The organism is Bradyrhizobium sp. 197 (assembly GCF_023073375.1).
GTDB lineage: Bacteria > Pseudomonadota > Alphaproteobacteria > Rhizobiales > Xanthobacteraceae > Bradyrhizobium.
Genome location: NZ_JADPJJ010000111.1, coordinates 64,845 through 83,863 on the forward strand (window position 1 = coordinate 64,845; position 19,019 = coordinate 83,863).

The window sequence follows — 19,019 nt, forward strand, 5'->3', positions numbered from 1 at the left end:
GCAGACCGGGCGGGCCGCCGACGCTGGCGCTCAACTGCCGCCTGCGCGATCCCAGCCCGTCGTCCTGCGCAGGGCTTTGCCCCGCTGGCCCTGCCGGCCAGGGATGCTCAACCGCAGTTGCACCGGCCCGTCCGCTCCGCAGGGCCCAGGGGTGTCTTCGGGAAGAAGACGAGCAAGGGCCGGCGGCGCCGATCCGCAACCCCAAAAGGAGCTTTTCCATGCAACTCATCAAGGTCGATCCGCGCGCGCTGAAAGAGAACCCCGACCGCATGCGTCAGACGAAATCGACTCCCCAGGCCGACGCTCTACTGCTGGCCACGATCAAGGCCGTCGGCATCGTCCAGCCGCCAGTCATCACGCCTGAGACAGGCGGCGGCAACGGCTACGTCATCAATGCCGGCCACCGCCGCGTGAAGCAGGCGATCGCCGCCGGCTTCGAGGAGATCGACGTGCTCGTCGACGAGGCGGCGAACGACAACGGCGCCATGCGCTCGATGGTCGAGAATATCGCCCGCGAGGCGCTGAACCCGGTGGACCAGTGGCGCGCAATCGAGCGTCTGGTCGCGCTAGCTTGGACGGAGGAGGCGATCGGCGTCGCGCTCGCGCTGCCGGTGCGTCAGATCAGGAAACTACGTTTGCTGGCTAACGTGCTGCCGGCGATGCTCGACCACATGGCCAAGGGCGACATGCCCGACGAGCGCCAGCTCCGCACGGTCGCTGCCGCATCGCTCGACGAGCAGAAGGAGGTCTGGAAGAAGCACAAGCCGTCGAAGGCCGATCCGCAGGTCTCCTGGTGGAGCGTCGCCCAGGCGTTGCTGAAGACCCGGATGTTTGCTCGTCACGCCAGCTTCGGCGACGACCTCGCGAAGGCCTACGGCATTCATTGGGTCGAGGATCTCTTCGCTCCCGCCGACGAAGACAGCCGCTACACCACAGACGTCGAGGCGTTCCTCGGCGCGCAGCAGGAGTGGATGACGGCCAACCTGCCGAAGAAAGGCATTATCGCCGAGACCACCAACTACGGCGAGGTGAAGCTGCCGCCGAAGGCTGAGCGCGTCGACGGCAAGCCGGCGAAGTCGGACTGCACGGCGATGTATCTCGACCGCGACGGCCGCGTGCAGACGGTGCACTACCGCATGCCAGCGGCGAAGAATCCGAAGGGTAAGACCGGCTCAGGTTCTGACAGCGGTCCGGACGATGTTGGCGAAGTCTCGAAGCCACGTCCCGACGTGACGCGCAAGGGCGTCGAGATGATCGGCGATTACCGCACCGACGCGCTACGCGAGGCGCTCGGCCGCGCGCCGATCGAGGACGATACGCTGATGGCGCTGCTGATCCTGGCCTTCGCGGGCCAAAACGTGTCCGTGACGACGGGAAGCGGTAGGACCTATTGCGGCCACAGCCGGCTTGCGAAGAACGCAGCGGCACTGTTCGACGGCGCCGGCAAGCTCTCCTTCGACATGGACACGCTTCGTGTCGCGGCGCGCACCATGCTGGTCGACGTATTCTCGTGCCGGGAGAACGCTACCAATAGCGGCATCGTCGCCCGCGTCGCGGGCGAGGTGATCGGCGCGGACACTTTCCTGCCGAATATGGGCACGGAGGACTTTCTCTCCTGCCTGTCGCGCACAGCGCTCGAGGCCTCGTGCAAGGACACGCCCGTTTTGCCGCGCCAGCGCGTGAAGGACACGCGCGCCGCCCTCGTTGAGCATTTCAAGGAGGGCCACTTCGTCCATCCCGCAGCGCTCTTCGCGCCGGACGACATGAAGCTTTCGCAATGGTTGTCGTCGAGCGAGACGACGGCAGACGCCGACGAAGCTGAAGAGGACGCCGCCGGCATGGGGGATGACCTCGCTGACGAAGAAACCGAGGCATTCAGGGAGGCGGCCGAATAGAGGGTCGCGCCTTTTCTTCCGAACGATCCACCGCCGCCGGCCCAGCCGGCGGCGGCTTGGTTTCCACGCACACGCAAATAAGGAGGACACGATGTCCGCGCACACGATCTTCGACAACGCACCCATCGGCTCGATCGTCGCCTGGTCCAACGGAACGCCGCAGCCGCCGACGCGCTTCAGGAAGAAGCTCGCCGCTTGGCAGTCCAGCAACAGCAGGGGCCGCCTGATCCGAAAGCGGGGCGGACGAGGCGTAGGCAATGTCTCGCTGTCGGCCTGTTTCACCCTGCACGAGGTCGACTATGGCGCCGGCGGCGTCATCGCCATCCGCGTCCATCGGACGTTCTCGCTGGAGTCGATGCTGCACTTCACCATCGTGGAACGTCCGGCCGCCGGCTCGGTCTGCGTGCTCGACCGCCCCGGCGACGACGCCGAGCTGGTCTATCTCGCGACCAACGAGGCCGACGCGAAGGAATGGCTGACCCGCCACGGCTATCCGCACGCCGTGCTGGAAGAAGTGACGGCCGACGAGGCAGGCGCCGGCCTCATCGAGGGGAGGACCGCGGCATGAATGCGTCATCTCGCGCGCCCGACGAAGCCCCTGAAACCCCGGGGATCTCGTTTGGCCGCAGCGCTGACGGCCTTCTCGTCGCGCTTGTCGGCGAGAAGGCCTTCGCCTTGGCTCCGGCCCAGGAAGGCCGGCATTTTCTCGTCACAGCTTGGCGCATCTCCTCCCCGATGGACGAATGGACGCGCGGCGATTTCTACGGACATTCCGGCGAGCTCGCCGACGAGGCGGCGTTTCGCAGCGCCGTGCTCGAAAACGCCGAGCATCAACGCGAGCGCAGGATGCTCGGTCGCGTCGAAGTCCATTCGCGCGACCACACGCCTTGGGGCGCCTCGCAGGGCGCGACCGTCTACGCTGAAGGCGTTACGGCGCATTCTACGGCTGGGCATGGCGGTTTCAAGCTCTCGGCCGAGCAAAACCGCAAGGTCCACCCCCTGCTGCGCTCGAAAGCTGGCTGGTACGAGGAAGATGCCGAATGGGCGATCGTGGCGATCACCTTCCCGCAACTCTTCACTGCGTTCGAACGCCGCTGCGCCGAGAGAACGATCAAGGACAGTTGGCCGGACGCCTGGGAAACGATCTTCGGCGCGATCCTCAAGCCGGGCGAGTCCAACGAAAAGGACCGCCGTGCCTTCGAGCAGGCGCACGCGCGGGACTGGATCGTCGTTTCGGCGATCACCTCGAAGCACGCGCCCGGCTTCGTCGAAACCGTCGCCACGCCGGGCGGCAAGCGCGGGCCGGGGACTGAGGAGCGTCGCTTCCTCGTCCCTTCCGACGAATATCAGGTGGGCCGCTTCGGCTTCGTGATCGACGAGGCGCGCCACCAGGTCTACGGCGGCCCCTCCGACTTCGTCGGCTGGAGGTGACCCATGCCCTGGCGCCTCATTGCCAAAGCCTTCGGCTGGCGCGCGGCCACTGACGAGGACGGCGAAACGCCGGTCCTCGTCGTCTGGCATCCGCGGCTCAGACGGCATTTCACCGGCACCGACGCTTGGAGGCGCGCCGTGTGCATATCCATCCACGCGCCGAACCTGACGTCGACAGAAAGGAGATCTAGACATGAAGGCCTACCTCTGCACCGTCAATCTCCTCGTGCACGCGCACGATCATCCCGAGAGCGCCATCGCCGACGACCTCGGCGGCATCCTCGCGCCTGACATGCGCAAGCACGCCGGCGCCAATTCGGCGCTCATCGACGAGGCGGTCTCCGGCGACGACATCGCCTCATCCATCGCCGCTGTCTCTCTCCCGGACGACTGCATGCCGGACGAGTCCGCCTCCCCCTTGTGGCCTGTGGGGACGGAGCGATGATCGAGCCCCAGGATCGACGTCTCCTGCTCACGCGCTTGGAAGCCGCGCAAGCCGAGACGCAGCGCCATCTCGGCGTCATCGAACGCCAGATCGCGGCGCCCGCCGAAGGCTGACGATCACCGACCGGGCGAAGCGACGGCAGCACGGCCGGAGCGCGTCGAGCTGGACGAATGCGGATGAGCGGCTGTTTCAGCAGCATGTCGCGGAGCTCGCCTTGGCCCGTCGCGGCGAGATCGACTCTCTCACGCGCAAGCTCGATCGGCACGAGACGGCGATCGCCGAGTTTCGGACGCGTCATCGCGTTTCCGCTGCGTGGCGGTGAGAGGCGAAGGACCCACCGATTGGAACGCGAGCGGCGCGCGCGAACATTTCATGTCGAGGCGGAGAGTTCAGCGGGTTTGGTCCAACCTCTCACGGTTTCGGCGGCGTGCTGACCCTTGGCCGTCACTCCCTCGGTTTGTGCTGCGGTCTGAACCGGCCGCGATCCGCTTCAAGGGCAAGTCGCGAGGCGATCGGCGGCCGCCGTCTCGCGATGGGGGCCGCGTTCTTCGCAGGCCTGAAGGCCCGCTCGCCCGCAACCCACCCATGCTCACCTTGGCAGCCACCGCCCCCTGAAGCGGCCCGCTGAAGCCGGGTTCTGGTCGACCGCACCCGAGGGAGCGACGGACAAGGGCCCGATCGCTTCCCAAGGCGAAACCGAGAAAGGATCTCATGATGACCAAGACCGCCCGCTCCCCCCGCTCCTCCGCCCGTGTCATCCCGCTCCGCCGCGGCACGACGCTCGAAATGGTCCGCCTCGTCTGCCCCGACTCCGCACAGACACTGCGCATCTCCGAGAGCTTCGGCCTCGCGGTCCTCGACAGCGACGGCATCCGCGACTTGCACGAGCGGCTCATCATCGAGACCGCCGACGCACTCAAGGATGGCCTGAGTGAACGCGCAATGCAGATCCACCTGCAACGGATCGTCGGTGCTTATGTCGGTTCGGCCCACGGCGCCGGCCAGTTCTACACCCGAGCAGTCACTGAAGCGCGAGATGCGACCGCCAAGCTCGCCAACGACAGCCGCGATGAGGATCTCGATGGTCCGGTTGGCTTCGATAGCCAAGCACAGCGCAAGCGTGAATTCGCCGCCGACATGGGCGCGCAGGCTCACGCGCTTCGCATGGCCGCCGAAGGCGCCGTCGCCGCCTACGAACAGGTCGTCGGCGAGACCTGGAAGCCTTTCGAGCGTCCCGTCGACAACACGACCGACACCGTCGGCCGGAAAGCGGCCAAGGCGCAGATGTCGGCGTTCGACTGACCGCCGGCGTGGGGCCTCGGCCCCTCGCCTCTTCCACTGCTGCCACCTGAAGGGCCGGTCCGCGAGACCGGCCCTTCTTCGTGTCGCTTGCAACAAAGGGAGCCGCCCGTGCTGCTCGCCATCGTCGACCCCTCCCGGTCCGTGGTCCTGCGCCTGACCCGATGTCCGCGCAACGGCTTCGCCATCCTTCGCGCTGCTTCGGCCCTTCGGGTGCGCGGACTTCGAGCCCGGCGGTGGCGGACCCCGCGAGGGGCCGCGATGGGCGCGGCCTCCCGAACGGAGGTTATTATAATGAGCAGGAATGGAGAAAAGTCGCGAAGCGACCTGTACACCCGCATCACGGACCGCATTATCGCCGAGCTCGAACGCGGCGTGCGCCCCTGGGTTCAACCCTGGACCGCCACGAATATGGCGGGCCGCATCACCCGACCGCTGCGACACAACGGCCAGCCCTATACGGGCATCAACGTCTTGCTGCTTTGGTCAGAAGCCATCGCGCGCGGCTTCTGCTCGCCGATCTGGATGACGTTCAAGCAAGCCAGTGAACTTGGCGCGCATGTCCGTAAGGGTGAGACCGGCAGCACCGTGGTGTATGCGAGCCGCTTCACCAAGACGGAGACCGACGCTCACGGCGACGAAATCGAACGGGATATCCCGTTCCTCAAAGCTTATAACGTCTTCTGCGTCGATCAAATCGATAGCTTGCCCGCGCATTACTACGGTCGTCCGCCCGCCGTCGCATCAACGATCGAGCGCAACGCGCACGCCGACGCCTTCTTTGCCAACACCGGGGCGATCGTTCGGCACGGCGGCTCGATGGCGTTTTACGCGCCTTCGTCCGATCATATTCAGATGCCGCCGATCGAAAGTTTTCGCGACACGGGCTCCTATGTTGCCGTCAGAGCCCATGAGTCCGTGCATTGGACCGCTCCCGCTCACCGGGTCAATCGCGATCTCAGCCGTTACGGCAAGGATCGGAGCGAGCGCGCGCGCGAAGAATTGATTGCCGAACTGGGGAGCTGCTTCCTCTGCGCGGATCTCGGGATATCTCCCGAACTCGACCCGCGTCCGGATCATGCAAGCTACCTCGCGTCGTGGTTGGAGGTCTTGTCCAGTGAGAAACGCTTTATCTTCTCGGCTGCCGCGCATGCGCAACGCGCCGTCGCCTATCTGCACGACCAGCAGCCGAAGGCAGCAGACGTCAAGGAGGCAGCATGATGAGCGCACCGTGGATGGCGCCGGCGCTACCGGACGTTTACTTATCCGGCGCTCAGCCGCAAGACTGCAGCCCCTTGCTTGGGCGCTCGACGGCCAGCGCCGTTTTATTCCTCGTGCGGGATATCGCGAGCTGACGGTGATCTTGCTTGCTTTCCTTCGAGGGGGACGTTTCGGCTCTTGCAGGGGTCGTCGCTTTGCCGAGCAAATTTCGCTCGTGGCCTGCGGGGGCACTTTGCGGGCCGCGTGACTCTCGACGGCCGAGCAGCGCGCTTACCTTCTCGGTTCGGACCTCGACAGGCGAGCCTTGAGGAATTGCCAGATGTGTGCGGTGGCGGCGATGGGTTCTTTGCTCCGTCGAGATTTCGATGATCGCAGTTCGTGTTCTCGGCCGTTTCTTCTGGCCCACCCACGTCGTCCTCGATTGGGCATGTCTGACCGAAGGGCGTCGTCGCTTAAGCGTCGCCTCGCTCTTACCCCCGCAACAGCCGGTTACGACTTTCTTCCCCTTGGCCGCTGCGCGTCCATTCCTCGCGCAAGACAAGAAAGTCGTGCCCTGGCTGCCCTCTACTGCGTGCCGGCCCTTCGGGGTGCGGGTCGACCGCCTCCGGTCTGTCGCCAGCCATCGAGGCCGCGATGGGCGCGGCCCGGGAAACTGAAAAGGACACGACAATGGCGACCATCGGCACCTTCACCTCGACCGGCAACGGCTTCACCGGCACGGTTCGCACCCTCGCTCTCAATGCCAAAGCCAAGTTGGTTCGGGTCGAGAACCCCTCCGACAAGGGACCGCACTTCCGCATCTTCGCCGGTAATGTCGAACTGGGAGCGGCTTGGCAGAAGACCGCTAGGGACACCGAGCGCGACTACCTCTCGGTCAAGCTGGACGATCCGAGCTTCCCGGCTCCGATCTACGCCACCCTGATCGAGGTGGAAGGCCAGGAAGGTCTCCAGCTCATCTGGTCCCGCCCCAGGCGAGATTGAGGGCGCCGAGCCAGCGGCCCCCGCCGACAAGCGGGGCCGTTTCGGGGCTGTGAGGCCTCTGGCGTATGTCATTCACATGCATTACATTAGCCGCGAACCAAGGAGATCGCTATGGCTTCGAATGCCCTTGTCCAAACCCGAATCGATGCGGACGTAAAGGAAAAGGCCACCGCGGTTCTGGAAAACATGGGTCTCACGGTATCCGACGCCGTGCGGATACTGCTGACACGCACGGCCAACGAAGGGATGCTTCCGCTGGAGCTCGTGAGCAACAGCCAAGCTTACGATAGCTGGTTTCGTGAGAAGGTGCGCCAGGCGCTGGCGGATACCCGGCCTAATCTCGATGATTCCGAGGTCGAAGCGCATTTCGCGCAACGCCGCGCCGCTGCGCTTCGAAAAAGCGGCGGAGCATGAACGGTGAAACTCGTCTGGTCGCGCTTCGCGTTGTCCGATCGCGACGGCATTTTCAGCTACATCGAAGCCGAGAATCCCCGTGCGGCGGTTCATGTTGACGAACAGATCGCCGATGCCGCGCGGCGCCTGCTCGACTTTCCTGACAGTGGCCGCCCTGGGCGTGTCGCTGGCACGCGCGAGTTGATCATCCCGCGCACACCTTATGTCGCAGCCTATCTGGTCGACGGTGAAACCGTTCGCATCTTGCGCGTGCTTCATGGCGCGCAGATGTGGCCCGACGAACTTACCAATGACGATTGAGGCCGGCTCCGTACAGTAGAGTCCTGCGACCGGCGCTGGATCCTTTTATGCGGCTACTCGCACTCCAAATGCTGCTGTTGATCAAGCGCGGCCTTAACGAAGGCTCGACACGGATTTTCAGCGCCGGCCTTAGGGCACTGTTGGTCCGGAATGCATGATCAGTTGCAACGTCATGGGAAGCGCTGTCCTCCGTCGTGTCCCTAGGCCGTTTCTTCTGGCCCACCCACGTCGTCCTCGATTGGGCATGTCTGACCGAAGGGCGTCGTCGCTTAAGCGCCACCTCGTTCTTACCCCCGCAACAGCCGGTTACGACTTTCTTCCCCTGGCCGCTGCGCGTCCATTCCTCGCGCAAGACAAGAAAGTCGTGCCCTGGCTGCCCTCTACTGCGTGCCGGCCCTTCGGGGTGCGGGTCGACCGCCTCCGGTCTGTCGCCAGCCATCGAGGCCGCGATGGGCGCGGCCCGGGAAACTGAAAAGGACACGACAATGGCGACCATCGGCACCTTCACCTCGACCGGCAACGGCTTCACCGGCACGGTTCGCACCCTCGCCCTCAATGCCAAGGCCAAGCTGGTTCGGGTCGAGAACCCCTCCGACAAGGGACCGCACTTCCGCATCTTCGCCGGCAATGTCGAACTGGGAGCGGCTTGGCAGAAGACCGCTAGGGACACCGAGCGCGACTACCTCTCGGTCAAGCTGGACGATCCGAGTTTCCCGGCTCCGATCTACGCCACCCTGATCGAGGTGGAAGGCCAGGAAGGTCTCCAGCTCATCTGGTCCCGCCCCAGCCGGGACTGAACCTCGACCTCGCAGGCCCCGCCGTCCCGGCGGGGCCTCTCCTCCTCCGACTCCCGGCGCGATTCTTCGTCAAGCGGAGCGGTGCATGACCCATCGAAGCCTTTGGCCGGAATCGTCTGCCGGGTCGCAATTCAGTCCCACCACTCATCCGAATAGTCGCGCCAGTGTGTCCGATTGTTCGGCGAATTTTCGGGCGTTGGCCTTCCGAAGACGTTCCAGGTTCTGCAGCTTCCAGCGCGGGCCGGGAAGCTGCTCCAGGTGGGGCACGCCCAGTAGCGACCATTCGGGCTCTGCGGCGACCAGCGACAGCAGGAAGCGGCGCTCATCGGCACTCAGACCTTGCTGCAGTTCGCACACCATGCGCTCGCGCGCTGCCAAGAGCGCATCGAGCTTAACAGGCTCGGCGGTCATGCCCGAGAAGTTGTTCTCGAACTCCTGGCGGATATCCCGCAGCGATGGAAACAGGACCTCATGCACCGGCCGATTATGGCTCGCGAGATAGACGACGAAAGTCCGGCGAATGCCGGCCGTGATTCCCTCGTGCGCGAAGAGCTGCATGACGTCGAACAGATCGCGGGGATGCTGGCGGTCCATCGCCGCGACCAGCTTGCCGCCATACACGTCTTCGAGCGACGCCACCGGGATTTCGAGATCCGCCAGCAGCGTCTCGCGTGCATTCGGCGTCAGCGAGGCCGTGCGGACCGGATGGACGACGCCGCGCGTGACGAAGTTGACCTCGATCTTGACCTCGATGCCGCCACGCCGCACCAGCAGCTTGGTCTCCCCAGATTCTGCAATGGCCGGCGCGTGGGTCTGGAAGCCCAGCCTCTGCAGGCGCGCGGCGCTTTTGCGGATGGCTTCGTTGATGCGTTCAAGCGCCTGCTCGCGCGGCAGGGTATGGTCGGGAGACACTAGGTCGAGATCAACCGAGAGCCGCGGCATGTCGCGCACGAACAGGTTGATCGCCGTGCCGCCCTTGAGCGCGAACGTATTGTCAACGAGCACCAGCGGCGCAACCCGCGCCAGCAGCCGCGCGCTGTCGAGGTAGAGCTGGTTCATGGCTTCAACACCAGTAGCCCGTCAGCCGAGCGCGATACCCACGGCCGGTCGCTACCCTTGGGCAATTGGGACGGATCGAGCTTGCCGACCCAAGGCTGGGAAAGCTCGCGACCGAGTTGCAGGCAGAGGCGCACGGTCTTGACGCTCGTGCATCGCTTGAGCAGGTCGCGCAGCACGTCGGCACGCAGGCTGTAAGTGCTCTCGACCAGCTCGTGCGCTTCTTGCAGCGACTGCCGGACGCCAACCTCGCTTAACACCTCCAGCAGTGCGCGCTCAGGCGCGGAGACGAGTGGGCCGCCCTTGCGGTTCTCGAAAGGCCGGACATGAAGCAGCGCGCCGGGCTCTTCCTTGAAGAGCCGCTTGCGGTGGTACTCGGCCGGGAAGCGCTGGGTGAACCACTCAGGGAGCCGCCCCGCTCTCCAACCGTACAGATGAAGGACGGGCCGTTGGGAGACGTAGTGGCGGATTCCATGCCAGTCGAGGGCGGACTTGCCGCCGACATGCAATCCCTCGAAGCTCCGCTGCAGCAGGATGAGGCTCGGATGTAAGGCGGGCGGATCGTTCGGCCGGCAATAGATACCGCGTGCCAGCCGCTGCAGCCAGCCGGCGCGGACATAGTGGACGGCCAGGTCGGCCGATATCCCGAGGGCGGCGAGGTCATCGGAAGTCAGCGGCGTCGCGGGCGCCGAATGGGTATAAAGCCTATTTAGCTTGTTCCTGTGAGTCGTAGCCATGCTACGATATTATAAATAATTCCAAAATCCCGCAAGCTTGATTTGAATGTCTAAATCGTAGTCAGACTACGATAACTAACACTAATCTAAGAGAGCCCCGCGGCCGAATTAGGTCTCGACTGAACCTGCGAGGGGCCCCCGGGACGCCCCAAGAGTGAGAGTCACATAGGCGCTGCTTGCGGGCTCAATGGGCCGCGCCGTGCTCTACAGGATTCCCCATGCCCGATAGCGTCCCCGGCCGGTCGTCTCGCGCAGGTCGAGCTCGGCGACGAGGTTTTGGGCCGCACGGGGCGTGATCCCGAGCTCCGCCGCGATCATGCCGGCCGAGACGATCGGCCGGGTCAACACGTAGTCAAGGAGAGCTGGCAGTTTTGAAGTGGCGCGCCGGCCGGCGAGTTTGCGGGCGAGCAGGTTTCTGGTCATCAGCCAGCGGTCGTGGTCCTTGCGGCCGGCCTCAGCGGCGGCCGTCATCGCCTCGAGCTGCACGACAAGCCGCGCTGCGCCGTCGCGTGGCCGCCGGCGCTCACGCGGAATGCCCTTCAGCCCGGCATGCAGGCACGGCAGATGCCAGCGTGTCTTGCTGCGGTCGCGCAATACGCTAGCTGCGAGCAGGCGGCCTAGCCAGGGCGAGTGCTCGAGCGGTTCGATCGCGTCCCAGGCATCCGCGGCGATCGCCGCCGCTAGGGTCGGCGGCAGCGTGCGGGTCTCGTCGACGACGGCGCGCCAGTCGTCGAGGCGGCCGTCCTCGTCCCAGTCGGGATCGTAGACGAGGGAATCCCGCTCCGGCCGCGACCGAGTCTTATCGGCGAGCGTGCGCTCTGCCCTGGCGTTCGCGGCGTCGACCGCGGCGAAGGCGGCGGCCAGATGGGGATCGGTAGCGCCAAGCGGTCCTTCGAAACCCACCTCCTCCCGCTCCGCGTCCTCGTCGACCCCGAGACTTCCCCCAACTTCCTTCCGGTTGCCCGTCCCCTCCTCTCGCTCGCCCCGGCCCAGGAGGTCAGCTAGTCCGGCAGCTGACAGCGCCCAATCGGACTTCGCCTCGGCGATGCGCCGACGGACGCGCAACACGGCATGGGCCCGGGTCAGCTCGTGGGTGGGGGTGCGGACATCCATGCCGGCGTCGTGGAGCACCAAGTCGTCGAGGTGGACAAGTTCGCCCTCAAGCCACAGACTGGCGCAGGCGTCGGCGAAGTGCATCCGGCTGATTGTGCCGTCGCGGATTAGGCTTTTGGCTAGCCGCTCGTCGAACCGGGCGACAGTATCCTCGGCGGCCGAGAGCGGACCGACGAGTTGAGCCCAGGGCAGCGGATCGGGGATTTTGTAGCTTGTCGGCAAGATATTGATAACCTTAACGAGAATGGACGAAACGGAAGCTAACATAGCATTGGATTCCGTCATAGCGGCGCGGGTTCCTGTCACCCTCACTATCGATAACTCCTCCTTATCGATTGGGTTGGTCGTCACTGCGTAATCAACGATTCCGAGCCCGCAGCCCGGTAAAATCATCGCCGCCTAGCTTCAGATCGCCCACAAAACCGCCCTCCGTGCCAACCCCGGCCCTACTCCGGACAAGCCGCTTCCTTTCCGGATGCCGCGGCCGCCCGGCCGGGTCGCTTAGGCGGCTTCGATATCGGTTTGCGGAAAGTCGCCACCCTTGAACATCAAGAGTCGCCCAGATGCCGGGCGTAAGCGTAGGCAAAACAGCCCCCGAAATTGAGGCTCGCCGGATGCCGGCCCTTGCCGAAGCGGTCGAAGGCATCGAGCGCGAGCCCGAGCCGTGCCGTCTCAGGCGCCACCGCGACCGTCGCCTCCCACTCCGCCAACGGTGACGTCAGACGCGCTCCGGTCCGTTGCAGGCGGGCCAAAAGCTCGCGTGCCTCGTCCTCGTCGGTCAGGAGCGCGGTCAAGGCCAAAATGTCAATGAGCGTCAGGCGTCCTCATACAGACCGTCGCGGAACGCCTTGTCGGCGGGCTGCGCCCGGTGCGGATTGCCCCTGGCGCGCAGATCCCGGCAAAACTGAACGGCGAGTTCGACCAAAGACAGCTTACCCTGCTCGCGTGCGAGTTCATGGGCGAGTGCCGCGTGCACTGCTTCGGTAAGGCCGATTTTTTTCACCGCCGCCGCCTTGCGGGCGAGCGCGTCGGTCTTCGGCTTCTTGATATGGAGGGCCATGCGCGCTCCTCCAGTCCTCATCGTGTATCCCTCAATACCTCCACGGATACACTGAAGGAAGGACCGGCCTCACCGGTGGCAGGTTTGTCAGGATCTTAGGCCTCGCTGATCTTGGCCCACTCAGGTCAACGGTGCTGGCAGTCCCCGATCGGTGCTTCGATCCAGGGGTTATCCCCGGCAGTCCCGCCAAGACGCGCGGCCTTCGCGGCGTGTGAGGTCAATCATTATGGTTAATTGTCTGTGAACGCCTCCCTCTCCGTCTCCCGGACGCTGTCTCCCCCTGAGGCCGTCCTGGTAGATTATCCGGGCTGACGACGACCTCGTCCCGGCCCTCGCCCGCGCCTTTCCCGGGTTTGAATTCCGCGGGGCGCCGATCGACGGCGACTACTGATGCGATACCGTCGTGTCTCGGCGAGTTGGAGCCACGGATGGCCGGAGGGCACAAATTGTTGTCAGCTGACAACATCCATCCCCTTGGGAAGGCCATTGTTGTCAGCTGACAACAATGCTCACCGGGTGGTTGGTGGCACCATAGCGCGAATCGGCGTTCCGCATGTCAGGTCGGCTTCAAGTGTCACGCAGGTATTCGCGACAGCGCCCACCATCGGGAAGCGCGTATTCGCTCGACGGCCTTGCTGCTCGCCAAGGGAGTACTGCTCCTACGACGGACGCCTCGGATACCTCCTGATAGGACTGAGGCAGCCGACCGGGAGGCCGGCGTGCTCTTCAGCTGGCTCTTCCGGATGACGCACGGTTATGGCTCCGCCCGATGTCGGCCTGTGATCGACCAAGATCCGGCAGCGGGTTCGCCTGCCCTCACCTCGGCTTCCAGCATCATGAGTTGGATCCGGCCCCGCGCAAGATTGATCCGCAACCCGTCATGCCGGTCGAGGTGACGGCCCCGACTGCACGTTGCCGTTCCTTCGCCGGATCGCACGAGCCCCGATGGAGCGGTGGTTGGCGGGCGGTGGCACCTTGCATCCTGGCAAGGGCAGGAGGGTCTCTTTGCAGCGCCGAGCCTGAGATCGACGTCGCGACTGGTGGTCCGTCGGTGTGCTCACGGCAGCGCGGAGGGAGAGCAAGAGCGGATGACCTGGGGTGTGCTTGGTCGGTTGCCCGCGAGCTATTCGTCCAACCGGTTGGTGGACCCCTGCGACCGTGCGGTTCTGCTGCTCGTCATTTCGGGCGAGCGGCGACGCCGCGAAGTGACGCGGCAGCCCCTCGATAGCCACCGAGACGGTCCGGCGCGCCGCAGAACCGCAGCGAGCCGACATCGCCACTTTAACCTGCCTCGCCATCCAGCTCGGGAGCCTCAGGCCAGTGTCGTAGACGAGGCGGGGAGGGCGCTCCTCGTGGGACCGGGGGGCGCGGCGTCGGGCGAATGGCAGGGGGAACCGACGCCACAAGGTGGCGCGATTCTCTGGAGTCTGCAGGACATGGTTTGAGATTGAGCACTCGACGGAGGCTGCGCCGCGAAGTGCGTCCCGCTGCTCGAGCTCCAGCGGCGGCACCGTTCAGCGCAGCAGTTGGTGAGCTACGAAATGAAGCTTGGAGACTCGTGAAGGCCGGCCGACTCACATCATAGTGGAGGTTCGCCCGACTCGCTGAAGCCGTTGTTGTCAGCTGACAACAGCAAGGCGGTGGGTCAAAAGGGCCCTGCTCGCCGTGGGGCGCGCCATCGAGCGTTAATAAGTCATTAACCCTTTAATTCTTGCTCAAATCATAGAATCGTGGCCATCTCTCAAGACGGAGATTAGGCGTCTGACGCGCAGAAACCGTCTTGAGAAAGCAAATGCCGAGCTTAGCGGAAGATACCCTTACCATGAGTGAGACGGCGTCTGCCCGGATCACCCGGCACGCCGGCATCCTTTCCGGCCAGCTTCGCTCGCTAGCTACAACGCTTTTCCCGCCTTCAGCCAGTAAGTCTCTCCGCTCGTTCACCTCCGGGGAGGTTGCGCGAATTGCCCGCGTCTCCGATGGGTATCTCCGACAGCTCTCGCTCGACGGACTTGGACCGAACCCGGCGACGGGTCCCGGGGGGCGCCGCTCTTACACTCTGGCCCAGATTCATGAGTTGCGCGGGTACCTAGCCAGCGCGCGCCCTCGAGAAGCGTTGGAATTTCTCCCGCGCCGCCAGCCGGGCGACAAGCTTCAAATTATCACCGTAGCGAACTTCAAGGGCGGCTCCGCCAAGACGACGACGGCACTATATCTTTCACAATATCTCGCCCTTGCCGGCTTTCGGGTCCTTGCGATTGACCTCGATCCGCAAGCTTCGCTTTCCGCGATGTTTGGGTACCAGCCCGAGTTTGATATTGGGGCGAATGAAACCCTCTATGGTGCCATCCGATATGACGAGCACCGCCGGCCGATGCGCGAGATCGTCCGGAAGACCTACTTTGACGGGATAGGTCTCGTTCCAGGCAATCTCGAGCTTATGGAGTTCGAGCACCATACGCCTCGCGCAATGATCGAGCGGCGTGAACGCGGACACGACTTGTTCTTTCGCCGCGTCGCCAGCGCCATCGACCAAGTTGCCGACGACTACGACGTCGTTGTTATCGACTGCCCGCCCCAACTTGGTTACTTGACCATGGGCGCGCTAAACGCGGCCACCGCGATGCTCGTGACCATCCATCCGCAGATGGTCGATGTCGCATCCATGAGCCAATTTCTCCTCATGACGTCGGATCTCATGTCCGTCATCGAGGAAGCTGGCGGCCGACTGGATCACGATTTCATCCGGTATGTCATCACGCGTCACGATCCCAACGACGTGCCCGAAGCTCAAATCGTGGCCCTCCTTCGTAATCTCTTTGGATCGGATGTGCTCCAGGCCACCGTTTGGAAATCAACTGCAATCGCCAATGCCGGTCTCACCAAGCAGTCACTTTATGAGCTGGAGCGCGGCACGGTAGGGCGAGGCGCCTACGACCGGGCACTGGAATCAGTCGACGCGGTCAATGCCGAAGTTGCGCAACTTCTCAAGAAGGTGTGGGGTCGATGAGCAAACGTACTGACACCATCAAGAGCCTTTTCACGGCACCGCAATCTAGCCCGTTGTCAGCTGACAACATGCCCGGCGCCTTGCCGCGGGTCTCGTCGGGCTCGGTCCGCTCGTTGAAGGATTCTTTTTCCGAAGTCGAGAAGGAGAACGAGGAGCTTCGCGAAAGAATTGCAGCCGGTGCTTTGATAGTTGAAATCGACCCCTCGCTTATCGATCCATCACCGCTCGCCGACAGGTTCCGCGACAGTGATGATAGCTCGTTCGAGGCACTTAAACAGTCAATCGCACAACGTGGCCAAGAGGTGCCCGTTCTCGTTCGGGAGCATCCCGAAGCAAAAGGGCGCTACCAGAGCGCCTATGGTCATCGCCGCGTCCGCGCCACACGTGAGCTGGGCATTCCCGTCAAAGCTATCCTGCGATCCCTGTCAGATGAAGCGCTTGTCGTGGCGCAAGGACTCGAGAACGCACCGCGCGAAGATTTGAGTTTCATCGAGCGCGCCAGCTTCGCGATGCATATTGAAGATGCCGGGCATAGCCGGTCAGTTGTGCAGGATGCGTTGTCGATCGATCGAGCGGAGGCCTCGAAACTTCTCGCCGTCGCTCGATCGGTTCCAACCGACGTTATCCAAGCGATCGGGAAGGCTCCGAAAGTTGGCCGCGGCCGCTGGCAGTCGTTCGCTGAACTAATCAAGGATGCCGCGGCGCTCAAACGTGTGAGGGCGGCGATCGTTGAACCGAAATTTGCAGAGCGGGAAACCGACGCGCGATTTCTAGCAGCATTTTCGGCCGCGAGCCGTCCATCCTCCCCGAGGACATCGAAGCCACCAGAAGAGAAGCCAGTTTTGTCTGCATCCGGCGAGGAGATTGCGCACGTCCGTCACGCCGAGCGCGAACTGAAGCTCACTGTTGCCAAGAATGTTCCGGCGGAATTCGCTGCATTTCTTGTGGACCAACTTCCGACCCTGTTCGACGCCTTTTCCAAGACGAGCGGCGGTCAGGAAACTACCGAGGCCTAATCGCCTCGTCCCGTAAACCCGAACCAGGAGCAGACAAGGGAAAAGAAAAAAGGCCCCCGAAACGGAGTTCCGGAAGCCTTCTCTTCAAGTTTGGCGACTGACAGAGAATCACTTTCGCGAATCGCAGTCAAGAGTTTCTACGCGATTTTAATCGCCGTTTCGGCGAGCAGGTTTTCTTTGCCCAGCTGAGGCAAAGACATGCAGTCACACTCCCCAACGACGCCCTTTGGGCGGCGATCGTTGACGCTTGCCCATGTGGCAAGCCAGATGGTCGCAACCGAACGCCCTCCCGAAAAGATCGTGCATAAGTGGAAGATCTTCCACGCCATCTGCACGGCACGGCCGCGCCTTGGCGTGTCGGAGCGCGCGCTGTCGGTGTTAAACGCGCTGCTGACCTTCCATCCTGAGACGGCGCTCACAGGGGAGGATGATCTGATTGTTTTTCCGTCAAACCATCAACTCGCCCGGCGGGCGCACGGCATGCCGGCATCGACACTTCGTCGTCACCTTGCTGTGCTGGTCGACGCGGGCCTGATCGTTCGGCGCGACAGTCCGAATGGCAAGCGATATGCGCGGAAGGACAATGCCGGCGATATCGAGCTCGCCTTCGGCTTCGATCTGTCGCCGCTGGTCGTGCGCTCGGAGGAGTTCGAGAGCCTGGCGGCCGATATCGAAGCCGAGGCCCGCGCACTCAAACTCGTACGAGAGCGCATCACGCTGTGCCGGCGCGACATCGCGAAGATGATTGCAACTGGCATCGAGGAAGCCGTTCCGACGCGAAGGGGAGGGCAGGGGCCTGCCGATTGGCAGGTTGTCCACGCCGCCTTCCGCGCGATCGTCGATCAGATTCCGCGCACGGCCACGCGCCAGGAGCTCGAGCCGATCGCCGACGAGCTGTCTCAGCTTGCCGACGACGTACTCAATCTTCTGGAAACACACATCAAATCAAACAATCCGAGCGCCAATGAGTCCCATTCTGAGCGCCACATACAGAATTCAAAAACAGACGCCCCTATTGATCTTGAACCTGCCGTTCGAGAAGGCAGGGCGGCGGGAGCTGAGCCCAAACCTCAACCCTCGCGAGTCGGGGAGGGGGCGTATCCGTTAGGAATGGTCCTGAGTGCGTGCCCCGACATCGTCGATTATGCGAAGGGTGGCGTTTCGAACTGGCGCGATTTCCTGGCGACAGCGGCCGTTGTGCGATCGATGCTAGGCATCAGCCCGAGCGCCTGGGAGGAGGCTCAAAAGGTTATGGGCGAGGTCCCCGCAGCCATCGTCGTCGCGTGCATCCTGCAGCGCGGGACGGCGATCAATTCCGCCGGCGGGTATCTGCGCGGTTTGACGCGAAAAGCCGAGGTCGGCGAATTTTCGCTTGGCCCGATCCTGATGGCGCAGATCAATTCTCGCCGGCGAGACAAGCAGCGGGCGTAAGGCGATGAGGCGCCGTTCCCAGGTTGCCTTTTTCGTGTGATCAAATTACCCGCGCTAATCCGGCTGCTGCGCCGGGTCGACGCAAATCGTTCGGAGAGATCGTCATGGCAAAACACCCTCCAATCATCCTCACGCCGTTCTTCCAGCCTCGTGATGAAGGCGCCGCGGAGCAGCGGATGTACGTGGCGGGGTTCGCGGACGAGGCGGGCGAGGCCTGGGGGACGCTGATTCCGTTGGATGCGGAGATGGTCGAGCACGCTGTTCTGGGACTTCAGACATTCACAGTCTGGTGCAACTCCGACGGTCGCATCCAACCGCAGCCGAGCAGCGACAGTCTGTTTGAAGAGCTCTTGGAGAAAGGCCAATTGGAGGAGACGCCTCTCGATGAGCTCGTCGCCGAAGCCATCGAGCAGGGCAAGAATGAACCCAATGATGACATCCTCGATATGTTCGAGACCCTACATGAACGACTGGTGCGGGCGGAGGGCATGGTCGCCGACGAGATCGCGCGGCGCAGGCGATGACCGTTCGCGGCGCGCGTGCGCGGCTCAGTGCTGTAGGGCCAGCTTGTACTAACGCGAGCACCGCGACCGCGGGCGGCCGACATCCGGACCGGTCGATGAAAACATAGAAAACCGACGACCGGGCCGCGCTCCGACTAGGGTTCAGACTCAATTGATCCAATAAGCGACGAGAGCGGCGAGGTGGACGGCGGCCAAGAAGTTTCTGGCAAGTTTGTCGTAGCGAGTAGCAACACGCCTGAAATCCTTGAGCCGGCAGAAACAGCGCTCGATAACATTGCGCCCTTTATAGAGG

The 19,019-nt window shown here is 63.7% G+C and carries 19 protein-coding genes and 1 pseudogene; 14 read left to right on the forward strand and 6 right to left on the reverse strand.

All coding sequences use genetic code 11. The features are described from left to right. The first annotated feature begins 218 nt into the window (after window positions 1-218). The 10 genes from IVB27_RS26705 (at window position 219) to IVB27_RS26755 (ending at window position 8,783) form a co-directional block, all read left to right on the forward strand. Window positions 219-1,895, forward strand: a complete 1,677-nt coding sequence (locus tag IVB27_RS26705) for a ParB/RepB/Spo0J family partition protein (protein ID WP_247446081.1) — start codon at window positions 219-221, stop codon at window positions 1,893-1,895. Window positions 1,896-1,986: 91 nt separating this feature from the next. Continuing rightward, a complete protein-coding gene (locus IVB27_RS26710; RefSeq protein WP_247446082.1) occupies window positions 1,987-2,463 on the forward strand; it encodes a UCP036055 family protein in 477 nt (158 codons plus the stop codon). Then, complete coding sequence (locus tag IVB27_RS26715) at window positions 2,460-3,326, forward strand: DUF7007 domain-containing protein (RefSeq protein ID WP_247446083.1); 867 nt, start codon at window positions 2,460-2,462, stop codon at window positions 3,324-3,326. Before IVB27_RS26710 ends, IVB27_RS26715 begins: the two co-directional genes overlap by 4 nt. Before the next feature lie 193 nt (window positions 3,327-3,519). After that, window positions 3,520-3,771, forward strand: a complete 252-nt coding sequence (locus IVB27_RS26720; RefSeq protein ID WP_247446084.1) for a hypothetical protein — start codon at window positions 3,520-3,522, stop codon at window positions 3,769-3,771. Between the two features lie 714 nt (window positions 3,772-4,485). Next, a complete protein-coding gene (locus tag IVB27_RS26730) occupies window positions 4,486-5,073 on the forward strand; it encodes a hypothetical protein (RefSeq protein WP_247446085.1) in 588 nt (195 codons plus the stop codon). 291 nt (window positions 5,074-5,364) lie between these two features. Then, window positions 5,365-6,291 (forward strand): ArdC family protein, encoded by a 927-nt coding sequence (locus IVB27_RS26735; protein WP_247446100.1) that lies wholly within the window; start codon window positions 5,365-5,367, stop codon window positions 6,289-6,291. Window positions 6,292-6,960: 669 nt separating this feature from the next. Continuing rightward, on the forward strand, window positions 6,961-7,272 hold the full coding sequence (locus tag IVB27_RS26740; RefSeq protein ID WP_247446086.1) for a DUF736 domain-containing protein: 312 nt from the start codon (window positions 6,961-6,963) through the stop codon (window positions 7,270-7,272). A gap of 111 nt (window positions 7,273-7,383) precedes the next feature. Then, window positions 7,384-7,686, forward strand: coding sequence for a type II toxin-antitoxin system RelB/DinJ family antitoxin (locus IVB27_RS26745; RefSeq protein ID WP_247446087.1), 303 nt, complete (start codon window positions 7,384-7,386; stop codon window positions 7,684-7,686). 3 nt (window positions 7,687-7,689) lie between these two features. Further along, window positions 7,690-7,986 (forward strand): type II toxin-antitoxin system RelE/ParE family toxin, encoded by a 297-nt coding sequence (locus IVB27_RS26750; RefSeq protein WP_247446088.1) that lies wholly within the window; start codon window positions 7,690-7,692, stop codon window positions 7,984-7,986. A 485-nt stretch (window positions 7,987-8,471) separates the two neighbouring features. Then, window positions 8,472-8,783: a DUF736 domain-containing protein gene (locus tag IVB27_RS26755; protein WP_029083789.1), complete on the forward strand. Its 312-nt coding sequence runs from the start codon at window positions 8,472-8,474 to the stop codon at window positions 8,781-8,783. 144 nt (window positions 8,784-8,927) lie between these two features. On the opposite strand, the gene IVB27_RS26760 is transcribed toward IVB27_RS26755, so the two are convergent. The 5 genes and pseudogenes from IVB27_RS26760 to IVB27_RS26780 all read right to left on the reverse strand — a co-directional run bounded on the left by IVB27_RS26760 (window position 8,928) and on the right by IVB27_RS26780 (window position 12,749). Next, on the reverse strand, window positions 8,928-9,842 hold the full coding sequence (locus tag IVB27_RS26760) for a nucleotidyl transferase AbiEii/AbiGii toxin family protein (protein WP_247446089.1): 915 nt from the start codon (window positions 9,840-9,842) through the stop codon (window positions 8,928-8,930). Next, a complete protein-coding gene (locus IVB27_RS26765; RefSeq protein WP_247446090.1) occupies window positions 9,839-10,576 on the reverse strand; it encodes a type IV toxin-antitoxin system AbiEi family antitoxin domain-containing protein in 738 nt (245 codons plus the stop codon). The genes IVB27_RS26760 and IVB27_RS26765 overlap by 4 nt, the downstream gene beginning before the upstream one ends. Window positions 10,577-10,780: 204 nt before the next feature. Beyond that, window positions 10,781-11,956, reverse strand: coding sequence for an RHE_PE00001 family protein (locus IVB27_RS26770; RefSeq protein ID WP_247446091.1), 1,176 nt, complete (start codon window positions 11,954-11,956; stop codon window positions 10,781-10,783). Window positions 11,957-12,190: 234 nt separating this feature from the next. Next, a pseudogene (locus tag IVB27_RS26775) lies at window positions 12,191-12,507 on the reverse strand (type II toxin-antitoxin system VapC family toxin). After that, window positions 12,504-12,749: a type II toxin-antitoxin system VapB family antitoxin gene (locus IVB27_RS26780; protein ID WP_247446092.1), complete on the reverse strand. Its 246-nt coding sequence runs from the start codon at window positions 12,747-12,749 to the stop codon at window positions 12,504-12,506. The pseudogene IVB27_RS26775 and the gene IVB27_RS26780 overlap by 4 nt, the downstream one beginning before the upstream one ends. 1,792 nt (window positions 12,750-14,541) lie before the next feature. Here IVB27_RS26780 and repA point away from each other — a divergent pair. The 4 genes from repA (at window position 14,542) to IVB27_RS26800 (ending at window position 18,727) form a co-directional block, all read left to right on the forward strand. Continuing rightward, window positions 14,542-15,756 (forward strand): plasmid partitioning protein RepA, encoded by a 1,215-nt coding sequence (repA, locus tag IVB27_RS26785; protein WP_247446093.1) that lies wholly within the window; start codon window positions 14,542-14,544, stop codon window positions 15,754-15,756. Continuing rightward, the gene (gene repB / locus IVB27_RS26790; protein ID WP_247446094.1) at window positions 15,753-16,772 is read left to right on the forward strand and encodes a plasmid partitioning protein RepB; all 1,020 of its coding nucleotides are present in this window, start codon (window positions 15,753-15,755) and stop codon (window positions 16,770-16,772) included. Before repA ends, repB begins: the two co-directional genes overlap by 4 nt. A 198-nt stretch (window positions 16,773-16,970) precedes the next feature. Then, complete coding sequence (repC, locus tag IVB27_RS26795; RefSeq protein ID WP_247446095.1) at window positions 16,971-18,203, forward strand: plasmid replication protein RepC; 1,233 nt, start codon at window positions 16,971-16,973, stop codon at window positions 18,201-18,203. A 104-nt stretch (window positions 18,204-18,307) separates the two neighbouring features. Further along, the gene (locus IVB27_RS26800) at window positions 18,308-18,727 is read left to right on the forward strand and encodes a hypothetical protein (protein ID WP_247446096.1); all 420 of its coding nucleotides are present in this window, start codon (window positions 18,308-18,310) and stop codon (window positions 18,725-18,727) included. Window positions 18,728-18,874: 147 nt separating this feature from the next. Here the strand turns inward: IVB27_RS26800 and IVB27_RS26805 are convergent. Then, window positions 18,875-19,019, reverse strand: a 145-nt coding sequence (locus tag IVB27_RS26805; RefSeq protein WP_247442991.1) for a transposase, incomplete at its 5' end; no start/stop codon positions are given.